The organism is Methylacidimicrobium sp. AP8 (assembly GCF_903064525.1).
GTDB lineage: Bacteria > Verrucomicrobiota > Verrucomicrobiia > Methylacidiphilales > Methylacidiphilaceae > Methylacidimicrobium.
Genome location: NZ_LR797830.1, coordinates 567,391 through 587,780 on the forward strand (window position 1 = coordinate 567,391; position 20,390 = coordinate 587,780).

The following is a 20,390-nucleotide window of genomic DNA, read 5'->3' on the forward strand; positions in this document are numbered from 1 at the left end:
GCATTTTGCCCGGTGGTGTAACGGTAGCACAGAGGTCTTTGGAGCCTTTAGTCATGGTTCGAATCCATGCCGGGCAGCCAGGCCGGATGCGCCGGCGGAAAGGCGCGATCCTGACCGACTCAAGTTCTCCCCCAGCTTGGCGGAGCCCGATTACTCGATCACGAGACTTTCGTCGATGCCGTTCCTAAAACCATAGACAACCGTTCCCCTACCAGGGAAGATCGTCCACGACGTCGGCCGAACAGTGCTGCCGACGATTCGCGTGCCGGGGTTTCGCCGGCAAAGTCCGGGTAGCGCCCAATGCTCGCGCTTTCGGGAGCAGAGGCGCGGGAGGCAAGCGGTTGCCTCCCGACCGGGCATGCGCTGCATGCGCCGCTTTGAGTCTCTTCCGAACGCCCGCCCAGAACGACCACACATGCTTCGCTCGATTCCTCGCGGGTAGGACGAAGGTGACATAGCCGCCATTGCGGGTCGGCACGACGGCCTCCCGCACGGACGGGCGTTCGGATAGACCCAATCCTCTCCGGGCGATGGCGTAGGCCGCGCCCTGGTGAGAACCGATGCCGTGACGGCGCGCGTGGTTGACCGCGCCAATCACGGAAGTGTAGGCCGGGTTGACTTCGATCACCTCGACTCCGGCACGAAAGGAAGCCGCCTTGAGCATCGCGATCGTCTTGGCGTAGGCGAAAGAAGAGAGCGAGCGAGCCCGGACGGGATCGACCGACTCCGGCTCGGCCCTCCGCTTGCGAAGATCCAATCGCTCGATCACGAGCGGCTTGCCCGATTCGGCGCAGGCCCGGGCGATCTGCCGGCACGCATCGCCGATCGCGGCTTTCGCCTGCTCCTCGCTCTTCCCATAGAGATGCAATCCGATCCGGCGGATTTCCACGAGATTCCCGAAGCGATCCGTTTCGGCCAAGGCAAGATGATCCGGGTTGATGTCAACGCCGATCGCTCCGGCAAGGCGGCGTGTCGCCAGGGCAACCGGTTGCGCCTCGACGCTTGCGAATACCCGCCACCCCTTCCGGTCCCGCACGAAGCGGTAGCTCACGGCGGATCCCTCCCGCTTCCGTGCCAGCTTCCCTGTCTTAGTTGTCCCGGTAACGATGCGGCTCGCGGCCAGCGCCTGGAGGATCGCATCCTGGCCGTAGGCGAAGCGCACGCCCTCGAGCACCAGGTGTTTGCTCGTGCTTCCCAATCCGTTCGGCAGCCGCAACCGCAGCCGCAGGCCGCCGTCCGGAGCGACCGTGGCTTGGCAGGACTGGTTGCCCGATGTCTCGTCCTTCGATCCGAGCAGGAAGAACTGGCTGCTCCGCTCCGCCTGCCAATCCTTCTTCCATGCGGCATGGTCCGCATAGCCGTTCTCTTCCCGGGAAAACTGCTTGCGGAAGAGGCGTCGGGAACCGAAACAGAGCCGGACCCGGCCGGACTCCTGATCGGCCAGAAGCGCCTCGAGCTTCGCCCGCAGGACGGCAAGCCGCCGCTTTTTTTGGTGCACGACATTCGATCCCGGATGCTTCTCCTCCAGCCGGCCGACCGCCTCTTCCGCTTTCCGGATCCGCCATTTGGCTTCCTCGATCAACTCGGGCCGCCTTTCCCGGATCGAGGCGATCTTGCCTTCGAGCTCGACCCGAATGGCGTTGAACTTCCGGGAGGTGAGGCCGAATCGGCGCAGGAACGACCGCTTGAGCTCGTTTATGGAAACGCCCGCCCGCATCTTGGCAAAGAGGCTCCGCTGCGCCCGCCCGTAGAGTTCCGCATAGGCGTCAAGACACGAAGTCTGCTCATGCGTCAACCTCAACCGGGTCTGGTAGGTGAAAACAGGAAGCTTACTCATGGATCGCTTTGAGCGCCTTCTCGGCGCGGTTCCGGGCGGATCGCTTCCCGTAAAGCCTGGCACACATCGAAACGATGACCTCATGCAGGTCGCGCACGATATCGTCGGTCATCTCGTCCGGATCGACCACTAGAACCGATCGGCTCTGCGCGTACAGGAGCCGCTTCCACGTACTCCAAGCCGAAGCGCATCAGCCGGTCGCGATGCTCGACCAGGATGACGCCGATATTGGGATCACGGAGCAGCTCGATCAGGCCCTTCCGATGGCCGTTCATTCCGGAGCCGACCTCCTTGACGGCCTTGACGATCGGCAACCGTTTGCTTGAGCGCAAATTCGGTCAGCCGAGCCAATTGCCGGTCCAGATCCGCTTTCTGATCGGAGCTCGATACCCGTGCGTAAAGGGCGACCCCATTGGGTTGTGAGGGCTCCGCATGCACGATCACCGTTCCGGTCGGCAACTGCTCGGCCGGGACGGGCAAACGCCCTTCCTTCCACATCCGCCAAGCTGTCTTGTAGCAAATGCCCTGCCGCTTGGCCCAGACACTCAACTTCACTCGGACATACTGCCATTAAACTTGCTATGTGTCCATATATTTTTTAGCTGCTGGCAACCCTTCGCGCAGCTTGCGCACAAAGCGTTCGTCAACTGCCGCAACTCGGCTGCCGGTTTGTCGGAGGGAGGCTCCTCCTCGCTCCTCAGCGCTTGGCGGAGAATTTCTCGGTGCTCGGCCTCGGCGGAGCGGCCGTGGCGGGCAGCTCGGCGCTTCAATCGAGCGATCAGCTCCTCATCCGGATTGCGCACATGCAGGTTTCCAGGCATCCAGCCCTCCGTTCCGTGAGAGCAGCGATCTTATTTTAAGGCCTTTGCGTCGAGCACAGGGCTCATGCGGATCGCATGCCAGGGAAGCGGCCGTCGCGATCCGCTCTGCCCTTGCCCGTGCCGACGGCGCTCTCCGGCGGCTTGCGCGATCGAACTGTCGGAACCGGCCAAGGAACGGTGCCGATTCCGAGCGGAAGGGAAAAGAGCGGGAAGGTCGCCGGGGAAGCGCCGAAGGCCGGCAGATTCCTTCGCCGGAGGAGAAGGCTGGGGCGCCGGAGCAAAGCAAGCTGACCGATCCCGAGAGCCGGCTGATGCGCAGGCGGCCGTGGATGATGCGGGCGGGACTGGCTCGGTGCTTTCGGAAGCTCGACGGCGATACGAGTTCGGGCTCGCCGATCGTCGCCGGGAGAAGCCCGTGGAATCTACCGACCCGTGGAGACACAAGATGCGGGAAAAGCTCGCCGGCCCGGAAGGCCGCCGCCTCCACGCGCGACGCAAGCAGACGGTCGAGCCGGTCTTCGGGATCCGCAAATCGGCCATGGGCTTCCGGGCGTTTCGGCTCCGCAGGCAAGCCAAAGTCCGGGGCGAACGGTCGCCGGTCTGCTTGGCGTACGACTTCCAGCGCCTTTGGAAGCTAGCGGCCATTTCTCACAAGCTTTCTCCTACGGCTTGCAAAACGGGCTCCTCTGCTTCGCTCCCGCTTGGTTTTCCATCCTCGCAGTATGTCTTCATACAGCTCCGGTGGAAAACCTGCGCCCGCCTCGCACCCAAGCCCATTTGCGGCGCCTCGGCTACGAAATTTGTGAGAAATGGCCGCTAGTGAGCCCTCGCATTACTAGCTGGATCGAAGGCCGTCCTTCGCTTTCCTCGTGCTGCCACTGCCATGCAGGCGCTTGCGGAAACAGAGAAAGCGATTTGCCGTGCCTGGGCGGCGCCGGGGAACGTAATTAAGCATTTGTCCTGACCGTCGCGCCCGCCAAGGCGCGGCGTGCCGACTCGTTGGAGTCTCGTGCGCGTAGAAGCGATGGGAGATGTAAGGGAGAAAGGATGCCCACCCGGATGCCGCATGGGACGCATGTTCAGGCTCTGCTTCGTCTTCTTCCTCCTGCTCTGGATGGAACCCTGCGCCATTCTCGCAGATCCGGCCTTCTACCCCGGGGAAGAGATCGCCGCGCAAGACCTTGTGGAGACGATGAATGCGCAGGAAGTCGGGAAGGATTGGCTCGGAAGGTGGCGCAGGATGACCATCGAGACCCGCGCGAGGCAGACGCGCTGGCTGACCCCGCTCGTCACGGAAACGCCCCGCTTGGAGCAGCGCATCCGGTACGACATCTACGACGAAACGCTCCCCGACGGGAAGAAAAGGTGGAACTTCGGCAACCAGAAAGGTGTGAACGTGATCGTGGCTCCCACCCTGGAAGTGGCCGCCGCGCTCCCGAACTACCTCTACTATCCGGGAGCGGGCCAGAAAGATGGGTTCGGAGGCCAGGTTTTCATGGTGAAAAACCGGATCATGGCCTCTCCGGAGGCGCAGAAGAACTACGTGCTCAGCGTCATGCTCATCGCACTCACCCCGACGGGCACGCAGCCCGGAGTAGCGGAACACTGGGTTTGGACCCCTTTCGTCACCTTCGGCAAGGGGTGGGGCCGCTTCGACTTCATGGTGAATTTGGGAACTTCGTGGGCCGACGGGGACAACAAGCAGCTCGGGAGCCCGATCATCTGGAACGTGGCGCTCCAATATCGGTTCGGAGTCATCTGCCCGACGATCGAGCTCAACTCGCATCCGTCGATGAGCGAATTTTACTTTTTCGGCCAGCCGGGTCTCTTCGTCACTCCGGAAGTGTTGATCGGCCGTTTCCACTTCCGGGACGACTACAGCCTCTATTTCGGGATCGGTTACCAGATGGCGCTCGATGCGGCGACAGTGCAGGCCGACTACGCGAACGCGTTCGTTGTGAAATTCCACCTTCTTTTTTGAGGCCGTTCGGGGTGCGGCGGGCCCGAAAGGGCAGACTTGTGATTACCGGTACCGGAACGTAAGCTCGACCCAAGTCGGCGGATACTCCAAAAAGCTGTGGTCGAGCCTTCTCCTTCTACCTGCGGCAACAACCGGGAAGGCTCCGAACGGAAGCTCGCGCAGGCATTAAGGCTCCGCTAAGTTTACGGCCCCATGAAGTGGCGAACCCTAATTCATCGCTACGTCGTGGGTTCCCGGGGATATCCTTCCCGACAATCCCTCGATCCCGCAGCCGCGCTTCGGGCTTGCGAGGGACGGCGCCGTCGCCGTCGCGGCCGCCTCCGGAAAGGGGTGCGGGATCAGCCCGGAGTCGGAGGACGCGGAGCGCGGGGCGGGACAGGAGCATCCCGCAAAGCGGGCGGGGCTGCGCGTTCGCCGGCGCGATCCAGGAAACGCCGCCGAGTCCGGCTTGGGGCCTCCCGGGGCTCTATTCGCTGGGTTCTCTTTTTCCTCTTTTTTTTCCCGATCTTCGAAGGAAGCACCGCGCTGCGGGCGGACCCGGTCTTCTACCCGGGCGTGGAAGTCGCGGCCCAGGATCTTGTCGAAGCGATGAACGACCAGAGCCCCGGGAAGGATTGGCTCGGTCGCTGGCGCCGGATGACGATCGAGACGCGCGAAAAGCAGACGCATTGGCTGACGCCGATCGTCACCGAAACCCCCCGCCTGGAGCAGCGGATCCGGTATGATGTCTACGACGAGACATTGCCGACCGGAAACAAGAAGTGGAACATCGGGGCGGGGAAAGGAGTGAACGTAATCATCGCTCCTACGATGGAGGCTGCTATCTCGCTTCCGCAGTATCTCTACTTCCCCGGGCATGGGGCGAACGACGGGTTCCGCGGCGAAAGCTTCATGGTCAAGAACCGCATCATGGCTTCGCCGGAGACGGAGAAGAACTACGTCTTTTCCGTCATGCTCGAGGCTCTTTCGCCGACCGGAACGCAGCCGGGGATCGCCGAGCACTGGATCTGGACGCCGATAGTCACGTTCGGTAAGGGATGGGGAAAGTTCGACTTCATGGTGAACCTCGGGACGTCCTGGGCCGACGGCGATAACCGGCAGCTGGGGAGTCCCATCATTTGGAACCTGGCGCTTCAGTATCGCTTCGGCGTCATCTGCCCGACCATCGAGCTCAATTCGCATCCGTCGGTAACCGAGTTTTATTTTTTCGGCCAGCCGGGCCTCTTCGTGACCCCGGAGGTCTTGATCGGACGCTTCCATTTCCGCGATCACTACAGCCTCTATTTCGGGATCGGCTATCAGATAGCGCTGGACGCGGCGACCGTGCAGTCACAGTATGCCAATGCGGTCGTCGCCAAGTTCCATCTTCTTTTTTGATCTTCGCTCTCGCTCCGCCGCGATCCGAAAAACGCGTGCAACCGTCGATCGGTTCGCGTGTTCATAGCGGCCATGCATGTGCGCAGAGATAATAAAAGCCCGGACTCCTTTCCTGAGTCTCGCTTGCCGGAGCGGTAATCGTTGGAGCGAGGACTCTTGTTCTTCCACCGCTCCCCATCTCCTCCGCACGCGCGGAGGCTCCTCCGGGAAGCTCCCGGGTTGGGGGGGTAGGACTGGCGGCCGCTTGCTTCAGGGTCGTCATTGCATTCCTGTTTTTTGTTTGCTCCCCGCAGGGTCGAGCGGATTCGGTCTTTTATCCGGGCGAGGAGATCGCGGCCCAGGACCTTGTGGAGTCGTTGAACGATCGGGGGCCCGGCGCAAGCGGGTACGACAGCTGACAGCTGGCATCGGATGACCGCGGAGACCGAGGAGCGCCAGCCGAGCTGGATGAACCCGATCGTGACGACCCCATCCCGGATCGGGAACGCCGTCCGGTACGACGTCTACGACCAGACGGTGAGCAACGGGCGTAAGAAGTACGACTTCGGCGCGGGAAAAGGAGTGAGCCTGATCGTAATGCCGACGGATCAATTCAGCTTTCCCTTGCCGAACTATATCTACGAACCGGGAACGGCAGCCGGAACCGGCTGGCGGGGTGCGGCGCTTCAGTGGAGGCACCGGATCATGGCCTCGGCGGAAAATCAGAAGAATTATGTCTTCTCGGTCCAGCTGGCCGCGCTTTCGCCGACCGGCGACATCCCGAGCGTGGAGAACCATTGGGTCTGGACCCCCATGTTGCTCTTCGGAAAGGGGTGGGGAAACTTCGACTTCCTTGTAAACCTCCGGACCCAATGGGCGGATGGGGACGACCGCAAGCTGTCGTCCCCCATTATTTGGAATGCGGCCTTCGAATACCGGATCGGCTGTATCCCCCCCCTGCATCGAGTTCAGTTCCGAGGCCGCCGTGAGCGCATTCGAGGTCTTCGGGCCTCCCGGATTTTTTGTTCTGCCCGAGCTCCTCGTCGGGCTCTTCGACCTCCGGGAGGACCTGTCTTGCTCCTTTGGGCTCGGTTACCAAGTCGGATTGAATAAATCGACAATCGATACCAAGTACGGCAACGCCCTCATCGTTAAATGGAGCCTGTTGTTTTGATTGCCGGCGGGCTCCCTGCGCGCCGATCGAGGACACAGCCCCCGGCGGGCGCCTCTCGCAAAGCGGGAGAGCCGAGCTTATTTGAGCCGGTCGCGCCTCTTCGCCCCAGGAGGCCCGGATCGGGCGCTTTCGCTTCGGCGATCAGCAGAGTCCCTATTCCGGGAGCCACTATCCGATGGCGCCGGACGCCCGGCCGTGGAGGCAGAGCATCCCGATGCGATAGGGGCCGAGTCCCCCTTCTTTTTTACGATCCGCCCTCTCGCGCCGGACCGACCCGGAGAAAATGCATGCAACCATCGATCGGTTCCCGGGTTTATCCCGGAAATACATCCAGCAAACGGGAAAGGGACCCGCATCGTGTCGGAGGGTTCCGGACGAGAAGGCCGTAGCTCCCCGATGCCGCAGGGTGGGGAGACAGGCTGCGGACGGGAAAGCGAAAGACGGTTCGCCGCGATAAGACCCCTCTTGGTCTGGTTCCTGCTTTCCCAGCCGAAATCCTCCGAACAAGGATCCTTCCCGTTGACCTTTCCCGCACGCAACCCCTCTCCGTGGGGCCTTCCCTGGAACCCTGAGGGCCTAAAGGCGGGATTCGGGGTCGCTTTTCTCTGGGCCACGGCGATTGCGTTTTTTGCGTGTCCATGCCGGAGCCGAGCGGACCCGGTTTTCTACCCGGGGGAGGAGATCGCTGCTCAAGACCTTGTGGAGTCGATGAACGATCAGGAGCCCGGCACAAGCTGGTTCGACAAGTGGCACCGGATGACCGCGGAGACCAAGGAGCGTCAGACGAATTGGATGACCCCGCTGGTCACGACGACCTCCCGGCTGGAGCAGCGTATTCGCTATGACGTCTATGACGAGACACTGGGGAACGGCAATAAGAAGTATGACTTCGGCGCGGGAAAAGGGGTGAGCCTGATCGTGATGCCGACCGACCAATTTACTTTTTCCCTGCCGAACTATATCTACGAGCCAGGAGTCGCTGCTTCCACTGGATGGCGCGGCGAGGTCCTTCAGTGGAGGCACCGGATCATGGCCTCGCCGGAAAACCAGAAGAATTACGTCTTCTCGGTTCAGCTGGCCGCGCTTTCGCCTACCGGCGACATCCCGAGCGTGGAAAACCATTGGGTGTGGACCCCCATGCTGCTCTTCGGAAAGGGTTGGGGGAACTTCAACTTCATCGTGAACCTAGGGACCCAGTGGGCGGATGGAGACAACAGCAAGCTGTCGTCACCTATCATTTGGAATGCGGCCTTCGAATACCGGATCGGTCGTTTTACGCCTTGCGTCGAGTTTAATTCCCAGTCTTCCGTTACCCCTTACTTGGTCTTTGGACCGCCGGGGCTCTTCGTGACGCCCGAGCTTTTGATCGGCCGGTTCACCCTCAAGGAGGATCTTCGCTACTACTTCGGGATCGGCTACCAGATCGCCCTGGAGCATTCGACGATCGAGGAGAAATACGCCAATGCGCTCATCGCCAAATTTCACCTGCTTTTCTAGACGAAACCTCTAAGAAAGAAGGATCATGTCTGCGCGGTTGGCAGCGGCGGGGATCGGACTCGCGCTTTTCCTCCTGCCCTGGACGACCCCGGGCGGCGCGGCCGATCGCGCCGCCTTCGACCGCTGCTTGCGCGAGGGCGATCTCCTGGGAGCCTCCCAGGAGGCCCGGAACTTGCCTAAGCGCGATCCGAACGATGCTTTTGCCTGGAAAAAGCTGGGATGGTTCGAGCTCATGGAAAACCGGCTCCCGGAAGCCCGTGTCCACTTGCGGCGCGCGCTTACGCTCGATCCGTCGGACCGGGAGAGCAAAGCGCTCCTCTCGCTTGCCTGGTATCGGACGGGGGAGCTGAGCCAGTCCGCGGCGATTCAGGATGACCTCGGGTTCGCCGCTCTGGCCGAGCTGGTGGCGACGCTCGAGCCGGAAGCCTATGCGCTGGAAGGGTCGACTTCGGTCCGGCTCGGCCTGCTTCCCAACTCGCGGCGGCCGAAGTTCCCGGTGCGCGTCAACGGGAAGGAGGCCCAGTTCTTCCTTGATACGCGGGGAGGCATGAGCGCGGTCAATGACACCGTCGCGCGGGCGGCGAAGGTCGAACGGCTGCGGAACAATTTTCTCCAGTTTTGGTTTTGGGCCGCCGGAAAGTGGTCGGTCAAGAATCGTTTCGGACGGATCGATACGCTGGACTTGGGATCGATGCAGGTCCGCCGGGTCCCCGTGCTTCTGCCCAACTGGAAGGGGTTGGTGGACGGCCTGCTCGGAACCGATTTCCTCTCGCATTTCCAAACGACGATCGACTACCCCCGAAGGGAACTCTTTCTCCGTAGGGCCGACCGGGGACGGGCGGAAGCCCGGCGCGCGGAGGACAACCCGGGAACGCGACGTGTCGTGCTCCCGTTCTTTTGGACTCCCGGGGGGCAGATCGTGCTGCAAGGACGCGTCGACGGCACGGATGCGATCTTCCTGTTGGACACCCTTGCCGTGGGGCGGCCGGTTACCCTCTCACGCCGGCTGATCCACCGAGCGCATCTTCCCGCGCACGGCGGCTACATCATCAGCTTGCGGCGAGCGGGCCTCTTTCCGCGGGTCTACACGGAAGTCCGGGAGCTGCGGATCGGCCCCATCGTCCAAAGCGAGCAGAAGGCGGATATCGGCACGATGTACGATTTCCCCCCTGCCATCGACCATATGCAGGGGTTCCCGATCGACGGCATCCTGGGAGTCGCCTTCTTTCAAGGGTATCGGGTAACCTTGGATTTCCAGCACATGCGTGTCATTCTCGAGCCCTCGGAGAGCAAAGGCGCGACGGAAGGACCGGCGTGCGCTGCGAAGCCCGTCGCGGAGCGGTAGCTCGGAAGCCGAAAGTGGAGGAGGATGGCAGGCGAGGAAGCGGCCGAAACCCGGAATGTCCCATCGCGGGCGGACGCCTGGAAGTGGACGGCGCGAGCGGCGGTTTCCGCGATTCTCCTGGGATGGATCGCCACCCGGGTGGATTGGCGCCAGATCGGCAAGCTGGCGGCGGCCGTGAGGCCCTTCTGGCTCGGGATGTCCATCCTCTTTGCCGGGCTCTCGACTCCGATCACCTCCGTTCGCTGGCGCATCCTGCTTCAGGTGTTGGATCTTCCTCTGTCCTATTCGCAGGCTCTGGCCTTGGGCTTTATCGGGAAATTCTTCAATGCGATTCTGCCGGGCTCCACAAGCGGCGATCTTGTCCGGATCTACTATGCGACGCGGATGTTCCCCGGCAAGGGGGCGATGGCCGGCTTCTCGGTCCTCTACGACCGCTTTCTCGAAGGAGTCGTTCTTCTGGTTCTGGGTTCGTTGCTTGCGGCGGCCTTCTACCCGCAGCTGATGGCGCACGCCGTGCTTCGCAATGCGGCGGTGGCGCTCTTTCTCTTGACGCTTGCCACCCTGGCGGCGATCCCGATGCTCTTGCACGGCTTCGAGCGCGGGCATCTCCGGCTGCCGGGGCATTGGAAGATGGCCGCGCGCGCCCGAAAGGCCTTGGAAGAGATCCTCACGGCCGCCCGCCTCTATCGGATGGCCTCGCGGGCAAATTGGATCGCCGTCGGTCTCTCGGTCCTCTCTCACGGGAGCTCCGCCGCCTTGCTTTGGGCGCTCATGCAAGCGCTGCGCCTGGAGTTGCCTTTCTGGCTCCTGGTGACGACGATGGTGGTCGTGAACGTGGCGGTCGCCTTGCCGGTGAGTATTTCGGGCCTTGGGATCCGGGAGGGGGCGCTACTCTACCTTTTCGGCTCCTTCGGAGTGAGCCGGGAAGAGGCCGTGGCCTTCTCCCTCCTCCTGTTCGCCGTCGGCCTCGTCTGGAGCCTGGTCGGCGGAATCGTTTATCTCTATTATCGGGCGGGCCCTGTGGGCGCGGAATGCAGGAGATTGCACAATCGCTAAGCTTTTTTGGGCGCTAGGGTTGGCGATGGTCCTAGCCGGTTGTTCTTCGAAGGAGCCGCGGAGCGAGCCCGTGATCGGGTTGATCACCGACTTCGGGCTGCGCGATCCCTACGTGGCGGAAGTAAAAGGGGTGATCTATTCGATCCATCCCGGCGCCCGGGTCGTCGATCTGCTCCATCAGATCGAGCCGTTCCAAATCCAGCAGGCCGCCTATCTGGTCGAGGAGGCGGCGCGGGAGTTTCCCAAAGGATCGATCTTCGTCGCCGTCGTCGATCCGGGAGTGGGAACGCCGCGGGCGCCGATCCTGCTCGAGACCCGCTCGGGCAAGTTCTTCTTTGCGCCGGATAACGGACTGCTCTCGCTCGTGACCGAGCGCGAAGGCATGCGACGGGCTTGGAAGCTCGATAAGCCCACATTCCATCGAGCGGGAACGCCTTCCCGCACCTTTCACGGCCGGGATATCTTCGGCCCGGCAGCGGCCCATTTGGCGGCCGGGATCGATCCGGAGCAGCTCGGCTCCCGGATCGAGAAGGTGGAGTCGCTCAATTTGACCCCGGCCAGCGTCCTCGGGCAGGCGGTGCAAGGACAGGTCATCTCGATCGACCACTTCGGAAATGTGATCACCAATATCCCGAGGGATCTCACTCCCCGCCTGCAGGAAGGAATCCTGCTGAGGATCTCCATCGGGGAGCAGACCATTTCGGCGCCGCTCGTCGGCACCTACGCGGACATCCCTTCCGGGAAGATCGGAGCTCTCTTCAACAGCTCGGACTATCTGGAGCTCGGCATGAACAAGGCTTCGGCAGCCCGCCAGCTCAAGATCTCGGAAGGGGCCCGGATCCTCGTGAGGCCATAGCCGGCCGGGGGCGGAGGCGGCGGAACTTGTGCGGGGCGGGAGGCGCTGCTATCTTCCCTCTGCTCATGGCTCTGATAAGAAACATCGCGATCATCGCGCACGTCGATCACGGGAAGACGACTCTCGTCGACCAGCTCCTCCGCCAGTCCGGCACGTTCCGAACCAATCAAGCGGTCGCGGAGCGGGTCATGGACTCGATGGACCTGGAAAGGGAGAAGGGAATTACGATTCGGGCGAAGAACGCCTCCTTCCATTATAAGGGCTGCAAGATCAACTTGGTCGATACGCCCGGCCACGCCGACTTCGGCGGCGAGGTGGAGCGCAGCCTGCGCATGGTGGACGGAGTCCTCTTGCTCGTCGATGCGGTGGAAGGACCGCAGGCGCAGACGAAGTTCGTCCTGAAGAAGGCGCTGGCCGCCGGCCTGGCGCCGATCGTCCTGCTCAACAAGGTCGACCGGGAGAATGCCCGGCCCCACGAGGTCCTCGACCAAGTGTTCGAGCTTTTCCTCGAGCTCGAAGCGACCGACGAGCAGCTCGATTTCCCCGCTCTCTACGCCTCGGGCAAAGTCGGCTTCGCTACCCGCGAATGGCGCGGGATCGAGGAGGCGCAAAAGCACGGAATGGAGCCGCTCTTCGAAACGATCGTCGAAAAGGTTCCTCCGCCCAAAGCCGATGCCGGCGCCCACTTCTCGCTCCTGGTTGCCAATCTCGATTACAGCGATTATCTGGGCCAGCTGGCCATCGGGAAGATCTACGGAGGACGAATCCGGGTAGGGGATCCCGTCGTCTGCCTGTCGCGGGACGCCGGACCGCGGAAAGGACGCGTGACCCGGCTTCTGGGCTATCATGGCCTGGAACGCCGGGAGCTTCCCGAAGCCGCCGCCGGGGATATCGTGGCGGTGGCCGGGATCGAAGAGGTGGACATCGGGGATACCCTCTGCGACCAGGAGGATCGGCAACCGTTGCCGCGGATCGAGGTGGACCCGCCGACGGTGCGGATGCGCCTCCTCGTCAACAATTCCCCCTTGTCGGGCCGCGAGGGAAAGTTCCTTACGGCCCGCCATCTTCGGGAGCGCCTCTTCCGGGAAATCCGTACGAACGTGGGACTCCGGGTGGCGGACAACGGCACGGGCTCCTTTGAAGTGAGCGGCCGGGGACAGATGCAGATCGCCGTTCTGGTGGAGCAGATGCGCCGGGAAGGCTTCGAGCTCATGGTCTCGCGGCCCGAGGTGATCTACCGCAAGGACGAAAGCGGCCGCGTGCTCGAACCGCTGGAGACCTTGTATGTCGATCTCCCGCAGGCGTGCTTGGGCGCCCTCCTGGAGTCTCTGGCCCGGCGGGGTGCCGAGGTCCAAAACATGCGCCATCTGCGGGACACGGTTTTCGTGGAGGCGGTCATTCCCACCCGCGGACTGCTCGGCTTCGAGACGGAGCTGGTCAACCTGACCCGGGGGGAGGGGGTCGCCAGCCATCTTTTTTGCGGGTACGGTCCCAAGAAAGGGGAGATCGTCCTTCGCGGCAACGGGGTCCTGGTCTCCATGGAGAAAGGGACGACGACCGCGTTCGCCCTGGAAAACCTGCAGGAACGGGGCGTGCTTTTCGTGGGCCCCGGGGAAGAGGTCTATGAGGGGATGATCGTCGGCGAGAACGCGCGTCCGGGCGATCTACCCGTGAATCCCTGCAAAGCCAAGCATCTGACGAACATGCGCTCGCAGGGCGAGGGCAAGGGGATCCTTTTGGAGACGCCGAGGAAGCTGACCTTGGAGCAGGCGATCGAATTCATCGGTCCGGACGAGTATGTCGAAGTGACCCCGAGGAAGCTTCGCTTGCGGAAGAAGATCTTGAACGCCACCGAAAGACGGAGAGCCGAGGCGGTCGCTGGCGCATAGCCGCCGGCCTTCGGAGGGAAGTATGGAGGCCGTGATCGTGGTCGACATGCTCGTCGACTTCGTTCACGGAAAGCTGGCCGCCGCCCGGGCGGCCGCCCTGATCGATCCGTTGGCGCGCCTCTTGGGCGCGGCACGGGCGGCGGCCAAGCCCGTGATCTACGTGGGCGACGCCCATCTTCCCCACGATTTCGAGCTGCGGCTCTGGGGCGAGCACGCGATGCGCGGGAGCGACGGAGCCCGCGTCATCCCGGAACTGACGCCCCACAAGGACGACTATCTTTTCGAGAAGCGAAGCTACAGCGCCTTCTTCGAAACCGGGCTCGATTCGCTGCTCCGCTCCCGCAGCGTGGACACGCTTGTGCTTACCGGCCTCCACACGCATATCTGCGTCCGGCACACCGCCGCCGACGCGTTTTTCCGGGGTTACCGGATCGTCGTGCCCACCGATTGCGTTACCGCTTTTGCGGAGGCCGAACACGAATCGGGCTTGGAGTATCTGCATCGGATCTACGGGGCGGAATTGACCACGGGAAGGGACTTGGCGGACCGCTGGAGCCGGCGGATCTGAATCCGCCCGCCGGCGTGCCCCGCCCGACAATCCCGCTATTTCCCTACTTCCAGCAGAGAACGAGAAGCCCCAGGATCAGTGGCAGATAGGCGATCGAGGCGAAGAAGAGGGCGCGGGCCGTGGATCGATCGGGACGGTTATGGAACCGTATCGCTGCCCAGATGAAGAGGGCTCCGAGCCCCGCCGCTCCCGGACCGTAGGCAAGCGCAGCCGTTCCTGCCGCCGACGGCCAGAGGCTGACGAGAAGGAGCGCGATAGTGAAGAAAACCGTCTGCGAGGTCAGTTTCCGCCCGGTTGCATCGACTACGACCAGCATTCGGAAGCCGGCGCGTTCGTAATCGTTGCGGTAGAGCCAGGCGATGGCGAAAAAATGGGGCATCTGCCACAAAAAGAGCAGGGCCAGGAGAAAGAGGGCGGTTTGATCCACTTCGTTCCTGGCGCCCACATATCCGATGACGGGAGGCAGAGCCCCGGAGACCGCCCCTACCCAGGTGTTCCAGGGGCTGATCCGCTTGAGCGGAGTATAAATGCTAACATAGATGCCCAGAGTCACGGCGGCGACCAGCGCGGCGAGGACGTTCGCGAAGAACCCGAGATACGCGACTCCGGCCATGGCGGCGGCGACCGCGGCCGCCGCAGCCTGCGGTCCGGCCACGCGGCCTGCGGCAATCGGTCGGTTTTGCGTGCGGGTCATCCGGGCGTCCTGCTGCCGTTCGATCACCTCGTTGAGGATCGCAGCGGCGGCCGCCACGAGTGCGGTTCCTAGGACGGTGTGCAGAGCCTGTAGGCCGTCGATCGGACGGGCGGAGCCGAGGCAGAAGCCGACCAGGGTGGTCAGGAGAACGAGGAGGGTCAGCCGGAACTTGATGAGTTCCGAAAGCTCTTGCCACCAGCGAATAGGCGCCGGCGACCGCCGCAGCCCCGATGCGACGGCCGCGGACCGACCGCCGGTCGGGAGCCGGGAAGCGGAGGAATCGCGGAAGACGTGCTTCATCGGGTTGGAAACGCAATTCGCTTACCCGTGACATTCCCTTTCCGCGTCGCCCATGGGAGTCCTTCCGGGAGCCGGAGCCTCCCTGCCGGCAAGCCAGCGGTATCGGTAGGCGAACCCGGTGCTCAGGACCGCCAGGAGGAAGAGGATGGCGCCCAGCAGAACATGGAGCGACGTCGGGACGACGGATTTTCCGCTCCAGATTACAAACGCGCCTAATACAATCTGCGCACCGGTCAGAAGCAAGAACCAGACCGTCATGCGGCGCAGGGGAGCCGGCTTATCCTCGCCCCAGAGGCGGGAAGCGAGTACCAGGGCGAAGAAGAAGATCAGAAGCGCCAACCCACGATGGATGAGCTGCAAGTGGATTTGGAAGAGGGAAGTAGGCGCGATGCTCCGGGCCGCCCGCTGCGCATTGATTTGCGCGAGATCGGATTCGGTGAGGCGCGGCCACAATTGGCCGTAGGCCGTCGGGAAGTCGGGGATGGAGAGCCAGGCATGGGCGTGGCGCATGGCGGCGGCGACGAGAAGCTGCATATAGAGAATTAGGCAGAGGGTCAGAAAGGCGCCCGGAATCCAGGAAGGCAGGGTCGAGGAGCCGACGCTTCTCCCCGAGAAGCCCCCGCCGGCAGGAAGCCACAAGCGAGCCGAGGTGCCCAGCCAGACGATCGCGACCAGGGCGAGAAAGCCTTGGGCCAGAGCGGCATGGAGAATGCCCAGCCGATCGGCCACCCAGATGACGCGCAGCCCGCCGACCACTCCTTGGAGAATAACGAGAAGCAGAGCCGCAGCCGCGGCCCACCGCATCCAGGACCTGCGCTCCCGCAACCAGACCCAAACCGCCAACGCGATGGTCAGAAAGCCGACCGCGGACGCGGCCAAGCGGTGGCTGTGCTCGTAAAGCACCCCTCCCGCCCACCGGGCGAAGGGAAGAGAGAACATGTTGTAGCCGAAGCTCGTCGGCCAATCGGGAACGGACATGCCCGACTCGGTGCTTGTTACGAGCGCACCGACCCCGATCAGCACAAGGGTAGCCGCGACCAGAACGCCGGCAAACCGGTGCAGGGCCTTCGAGGGGAGAAGACGTGGCGTTTCCAAGGAAAGCGGTCCCAACCGGACAAACTAGCCTCATTTCCGGGGGCTGTCACGTCGCATTTCCTCGAGCGCTACCTTGCGGGAATGCCCGAAGCGGGAGACGGACATTCCCCGAAAGAGCAAACGCCCCGGGACGCCGGATGGGGATGGTTTCCGTGCCCCGGCTCTTAAAAAGAGCCTCGCGTTGGCGAAGGGGCTGCTGGCTATACTGACGGAGGTACGGATCATGATCGACGGACCGGAGTGGAGGCGCCGCATTTTCGAGGAAGTGCACAAGACCGTGCTCGGCCAGGATAGGATCATCGAGAGGCTCCTGATCGCTCTTCTTTGCGGTGGACATGTCCTGATCGAGGGCATGCCGGGATTGGCCAAGACGCTACTGGTCAAGAGCCTCTCGGCGGCGGTGGGGGTGCAGTTCGAGCGGATCCAGTTTACTCCGGATCTTCTCCCCAGCGACGTGGTCGGCACGATGGTTTTCCACCCGCAGGAGAGCCGGTTCTATCCTCATCTCGGCCCGATTTTCGCCAACATCGTCCTGGCCGACGAAATCAATCGCGCTCCGGCCAAGGTCCAGAGCGCGCTGCTGGAGGCGATGCAGGAAAGGCAGGTGACGCTGGGGGGCACCGCCCATCGACTCCCCGATCCGTTTCTTGTGCTGGCGACGCAGAACCCGATCGAGCAAGAGGGAACCTACCCGCTGCCGGAGGCGCAGGCGGACCGGTTCCTCTTCAAGGTCCTGGTGGATTATCCGTCGGAGGAGGAAGAGCGCTCGATGTTGCGCCTGTGGGGCAGGCTGACCGAAACGCCGCAGATTTCCGGAGTCTCCTCCGCGGAGGAGATCCGCCGGCTCCGTTCCCAGATCGATCAAGTCTACGTGAGCCCGGCGATCGAGCGCTACATCCTCGAGCTCGTGCGGGCGAGCCGCAGGGAGAAATTCCTCGGAGGACCGAAGCTGCTGGCCTATGGCGCTTCGCCGCGCGCGTCCTTGGCGCTCCTTCTGGCAGGCCGCACGCTGGCTTGGCTGCGGGGCTTGGATTACGTAACCCCCGCGCTCATCCGGGAAATCGTTCCCGATGTCCTCCGCCATCGGGTTGGATTGAGCTACGAAGCGGAGGCGCAGGGAATCGAGATCGGCCGGGTCCTGGAACAACTGGTGGAATCCACCGCGGTCCCTGAGCCCGATCAGGCGGGCGCGTAATGGGAGGAGCTTTCGCCGTGGATCCCAAGGATCTTTCCCGAATCGTCGCCGGCTGCGCGCTCTTGCGCGGCCTGCAGTGGCGGGTGCGCCGATCCTCGCGATCCCTCCGCGAAGGAGGCTACCGTTCGACCTTTCGCGGAAAGGGGATGGAGTTCGAGCAGACCGTTCGTTACGAGTTCGGCGATGACGTGCGGGACATCGATTGGAACGTCACGGCCCGCAAGGGGGAGCCATATCGCAAAAAGTACGTCGAAGAGCGGGAACTTTCTCTTCTCCTCCTGGTGGAGGACAGCCCCTCGCTCTGTTTCGGTTCCCAGGGCAGAACCAAGCGGGAGACGGCCTTGGAAGCAGCGGGCTTCCTGGCGGTCCTCTCCGCCGAGAATCGTGATCGCGTGGCGATCCTGCACGTCTATCCGGGCGGTTACAGGCTCTACCCCTCGAAGCGGCATCGCCGCGGAATCCTTGGTTCGCTCTTGCAGCTTTTGACGAGCCGCCCGCCGGACCGCTGGCCGCTGCCCCCCCTGGAGATTCCCTGGCGGGTGGTGCATTCGGCGCTGGTGCGCGGCGGGGTTCTGGTCTGGCTCGGAGACTTCGCCGGCGAGACCAAGCCGGCGGACTGGGAGCGATTGCGGTCGAGATTCGAATTGGTGGGGATTCGGATCGACGATCCTTGGGAGCAGCGGTTGCCGGAGATAGGCGTGATCGATGTTTTGGATCCTACCTCCGGAGAATTTCTCACCCTGGACACGTCGTCTCCGGGCGTCCGCCGGCGCCAGGAGGAGTGGGTCCGCGACCGCGAGCGGAGATGGAAGGAGCTCTTCCCATCTTCTCGATCGGCATGCGTGCTGAGGACCGACCTGCCGGTTGCCTCAGGACTCGCGCAATTCCTGCTTGCGCGCCGGCGGCAAATGTCCGTTGCTTAGCCTGGGCGTCTCGGACTCCGGCGGCGGTCGGAAACCTCCTCGCCCCAATGGACCATGGGTCATCTGCGACTAGGGCACCCTTTCTTCCTATTTCTCCTCGCTCTGGTCCCGCTCTTGATTTGGGCCAGACGCCGAAAGAAGCCCTCCGCTTGGCTGCTCCCCTTCGCCGGGCGATGGCAAAGCAAGGGCGGGAACCAGTGGGAGAAGATGGCGGTCGCTTGCGCGTACGGGGGACTCCTGCTGGCGATTCTTGCCTTGGCGCGGCCGCTCAGGGAGGCGGGATTCTTCCGGATTCCGCGCGAGGGCTACGACATCATGCTCGTTCTCGATCTCTCCGGAAGCATGCTGGCCGAGGATTATGAGCAGGGCGGCCGGACGGTGAGCCGGTTCGAAGCGGTGCAGAGCGTGGTGAAGTCGTTTTTGGAGAAGCGCGCCGGCGATCGGATCGGCTTGGTGGCTTTTTCCGGGAGGGCCTATACCGTGAGTCCCTTGACCTTCGACCACCGGTGGCTCGGTCGGCAGATCGATCGCTTAGAGGTGGGAATGATCGAGGATGGGACCGCGATCGGCGATGCGATCGGGCTGGCCTTGGTGCGCCTGACCGGAAAAGCCGCGGACGAAACGGGGAAAAGAAAGGGAAAATTTCTCATTCTGCTGACCGACGGAGGGAACAACTGCGGTACCCTCTCTCCGGACGAGGCGATCGAACTGGCGGCCAGGAAGAAGATTCCGATTTTCACGATCGGGGCCGGACGCCAGGCCGACGCCGCCTCTCTCCTAGGCGAAACGAGGCCGGGCGCGGGGGCGGAAACGGCGCCGTCGGATCTCGACGAAGCCCTGCTGCGCCGCATGGCGGAGCAGACCGGGGGACGCTACTTCCGGGCGATGGATGAGGGAACGATTCGGGAGGCCTTCGCGGCGATCGATGCCGAAAAGAAGATCTCCTTCTCCGATCGGCCCGGTCTGCTGACCGAAGACCTTTATCCCTATTTCCTGGCCCCCGCCGTCCTCTTGTGCGGCATGGCGCTCTTCCTGGCCCGCCGCCGCCTGCTGGCGTGACCGCGCCGCGCCGGGCTCTTCGGGCTACCGGACTGCGCCGGGAACTTCGGCGACGACCGGCCGCACCGCCGCCTTGGCGACCGCTCCTTCCGGGAGATAACCGCTCCAAACGACCCCCGGATGGACGAGGGATCCTCGGCCGAGGATGGATCCCGGATTGAGCACCGCGTTGCAGCCGACTTGGACGCCGTCGCCCAGGATCGCGCCGAACTTGCGCAGGCCGGTGGGAAAGACGGTCTGCCCGAAGCGGACGCGCACCTCGTCGCCGCGGAGACGGAGGTTCGAAAGGATCGCGCCGGCGCCCAAGTGGGCATGAGCTCCCAGGATGGAATCGCCTACGTAATTGAAATGGGGCACCTGGGCGGAATCGAAGAGGAGAGCGTTCTTGAACTCGCAGCAGTGGCCGAGGACACAGCCTCTTCCGGCGATGACGTTCTGCCGCAGATAGGCTCCCGGCCGAATCATGGAGTTTTCCCCGATCCAGGCCGGACCGAGGATGACCGCACCCGCTTCGACGACACAACCCTTTTCGATCCGGACGCGGGGACCTACCGTGGCCAGCGGAGAGACTTCCCCCAGGACAACCGGCTCCAGCCGCTCCTCGAGATAGCGGGCGAGACGCGGCAGCACTTCCCAAACGCGAGAGATCCCCTGAAACAAGGAGGCGTGGCTCGTCCGCGCAAGGTCGAGAAGCTTTTCAGGGGAAAAGGGGGAGATCTGCTCGGGCATGATCGCTCCCTTAAA

The 20,390-nt window shown here is 63.3% G+C and carries 18 protein-coding genes, 1 tRNA gene and 1 pseudogene; 14 read left to right on the top strand and 6 right to left on the bottom strand.

Going from position 1 to position 20,390, the window contains the following annotated elements; translation table 11 throughout:
- The first annotated feature begins 6 nt into the window (after window positions 1-6).
- Window positions 7-80: transfer RNA gene (locus MTHMO_RS02535), tRNA-Gln, on the top strand.
- A 128-nt stretch (window positions 81-208) separates the two neighbouring features.
- On the opposite strand, the gene MTHMO_RS02540 is transcribed toward MTHMO_RS02535, so the two are convergent.
- The 3 genes and pseudogenes from MTHMO_RS02540 to MTHMO_RS10820 form a co-directional block, all read right to left on the bottom strand.
- The gene (locus MTHMO_RS02540; protein ID WP_202213387.1) at window positions 209-1,837 is read right to left on the bottom strand and encodes an IS200/IS605 family accessory protein TnpB-related protein; all 1,629 of its coding nucleotides are present in this window, start codon (window positions 1,835-1,837) and stop codon (window positions 209-211) included.
- Window positions 1,830-2,392, bottom strand: a pseudogene (locus MTHMO_RS02545) (IS607 family transposase). The gene MTHMO_RS02540 and the pseudogene MTHMO_RS02545 overlap by 8 nt, the downstream one beginning before the upstream one ends.
- A complete protein-coding gene (locus MTHMO_RS10820) occupies window positions 2,389-2,658 on the bottom strand; it encodes a hypothetical protein (protein ID WP_237394718.1) in 270 nt (89 codons plus the stop codon). The pseudogene MTHMO_RS02545 and the gene MTHMO_RS10820 overlap by 4 nt, the downstream one beginning before the upstream one ends.
- A gap of 445 nt (window positions 2,659-3,103) precedes the next feature.
- Here MTHMO_RS10820 and MTHMO_RS10825 point away from each other — a divergent pair, with 445 nt between their 5' ends.
- The 10 genes from MTHMO_RS10825 to MTHMO_RS02595 all read left to right on the top strand — a co-directional run bounded on the left by MTHMO_RS10825 (window position 3,104) and on the right by MTHMO_RS02595 (window position 14,380).
- Window positions 3,104-3,478 (top strand): transposase, encoded by a 375-nt coding sequence (locus MTHMO_RS10825; RefSeq protein ID WP_237394911.1) that lies wholly within the window; start codon window positions 3,104-3,106, stop codon window positions 3,476-3,478.
- A gap of 246 nt (window positions 3,479-3,724) precedes the next feature.
- On the top strand, window positions 3,725-4,639 hold the full coding sequence (locus MTHMO_RS02555; RefSeq protein ID WP_237394719.1) for a hypothetical protein: 915 nt from the start codon (window positions 3,725-3,727) through the stop codon (window positions 4,637-4,639).
- 192 nt (window positions 4,640-4,831) lie between these two features.
- A complete protein-coding gene (locus MTHMO_RS02560) occupies window positions 4,832-6,016 on the top strand; it encodes a hypothetical protein (protein ID WP_202213389.1) in 1,185 nt (394 codons plus the stop codon).
- 411 nt (window positions 6,017-6,427) lie between these two features.
- A complete protein-coding gene (locus MTHMO_RS02565) occupies window positions 6,428-7,108 on the top strand; it encodes a hypothetical protein (protein ID WP_237394720.1) in 681 nt (226 codons plus the stop codon).
- Between the two features lie 526 nt (window positions 7,109-7,634).
- Window positions 7,635-8,666 (top strand): hypothetical protein, encoded by a 1,032-nt coding sequence (locus tag MTHMO_RS02570; RefSeq protein WP_237394721.1) that lies wholly within the window; start codon window positions 7,635-7,637, stop codon window positions 8,664-8,666.
- A gap of 25 nt (window positions 8,667-8,691) precedes the next feature.
- Window positions 8,692-10,011, top strand: coding sequence for an aspartyl protease family protein (locus MTHMO_RS02575; RefSeq protein ID WP_202213390.1), 1,320 nt, complete (start codon window positions 8,692-8,694; stop codon window positions 10,009-10,011).
- 24 nt (window positions 10,012-10,035) lie between these two features.
- Window positions 10,036-11,067: a lysylphosphatidylglycerol synthase transmembrane domain-containing protein gene (locus tag MTHMO_RS02580; protein WP_202213391.1), complete on the top strand. Its 1,032-nt coding sequence runs from the start codon at window positions 10,036-10,038 to the stop codon at window positions 11,065-11,067.
- A gap of 25 nt (window positions 11,068-11,092) precedes the next feature.
- Window positions 11,093-11,923, top strand: coding sequence for an S-adenosyl-l-methionine hydroxide adenosyltransferase family protein (locus MTHMO_RS02585; protein ID WP_202213392.1), 831 nt, complete (start codon window positions 11,093-11,095; stop codon window positions 11,921-11,923).
- A 65-nt stretch (window positions 11,924-11,988) separates the two neighbouring features.
- Window positions 11,989-13,812, top strand: coding sequence for a translational GTPase TypA (typA, locus tag MTHMO_RS02590; protein ID WP_202213393.1), 1,824 nt, complete (start codon window positions 11,989-11,991; stop codon window positions 13,810-13,812).
- A gap of 22 nt (window positions 13,813-13,834) precedes the next feature.
- The gene (locus tag MTHMO_RS02595; protein ID WP_202213394.1) at window positions 13,835-14,380 is read left to right on the top strand and encodes a cysteine hydrolase family protein; all 546 of its coding nucleotides are present in this window, start codon (window positions 13,835-13,837) and stop codon (window positions 14,378-14,380) included.
- Between the two features lie 43 nt (window positions 14,381-14,423).
- Here the strand turns inward: MTHMO_RS02595 and cyoE are convergent, their stop codons facing one another.
- Together cyoE and MTHMO_RS02605 are read right to left on the bottom strand one after the other, a co-directional pair.
- On the bottom strand, window positions 14,424-15,374 hold the full coding sequence (gene cyoE, locus MTHMO_RS02600) for a heme o synthase (RefSeq protein WP_202213395.1): 951 nt from the start codon (window positions 15,372-15,374) through the stop codon (window positions 14,424-14,426).
- Between the two features lie 21 nt (window positions 15,375-15,395).
- Window positions 15,396-16,484, bottom strand: a complete 1,089-nt coding sequence (locus MTHMO_RS02605) for a heme A synthase (RefSeq protein ID WP_202213396.1) — start codon at window positions 16,482-16,484, stop codon at window positions 15,396-15,398.
- A 208-nt stretch (window positions 16,485-16,692) separates the two neighbouring features.
- On the opposite strand from MTHMO_RS02605, the gene MTHMO_RS02610 reads away from it, so the two are divergent.
- Genes MTHMO_RS02610 through MTHMO_RS02620 form a run of 3 tightly spaced genes read left to right on the top strand, consistent with a single transcriptional unit; the run spans window position 16,693 to window position 19,646 of the window.
- Window positions 16,693-17,664 carry a MoxR family ATPase gene (locus MTHMO_RS02610; protein WP_202213397.1) on the top strand — a complete coding sequence of 324 codons (972 nt, stop codon included), beginning with the start codon at window positions 16,693-16,695 and terminating at the stop codon, window positions 17,662-17,664.
- A gap of 17 nt (window positions 17,665-17,681) precedes the next feature.
- The gene (locus tag MTHMO_RS02615) at window positions 17,682-18,587 is read left to right on the top strand and encodes a DUF58 domain-containing protein (protein ID WP_237394722.1); all 906 of its coding nucleotides are present in this window, start codon (window positions 17,682-17,684) and stop codon (window positions 18,585-18,587) included.
- 54 nt (window positions 18,588-18,641) lie between these two features.
- Window positions 18,642-19,646, top strand: a complete 1,005-nt coding sequence (locus tag MTHMO_RS02620; protein ID WP_202213399.1) for a VWA domain-containing protein — start codon at window positions 18,642-18,644, stop codon at window positions 19,644-19,646.
- A gap of 24 nt (window positions 19,647-19,670) precedes the next feature.
- Here MTHMO_RS02620 and MTHMO_RS02625 read toward each other — a convergent pair whose 3' ends face one another.
- A complete protein-coding gene (locus tag MTHMO_RS02625; RefSeq protein ID WP_202213400.1) occupies window positions 19,671-20,375 on the bottom strand; it encodes a UDP-N-acetylglucosamine diphosphorylase in 705 nt (234 codons plus the stop codon).
- Between the last annotated feature and the right edge of the window lie 15 nt (window positions 20,376-20,390).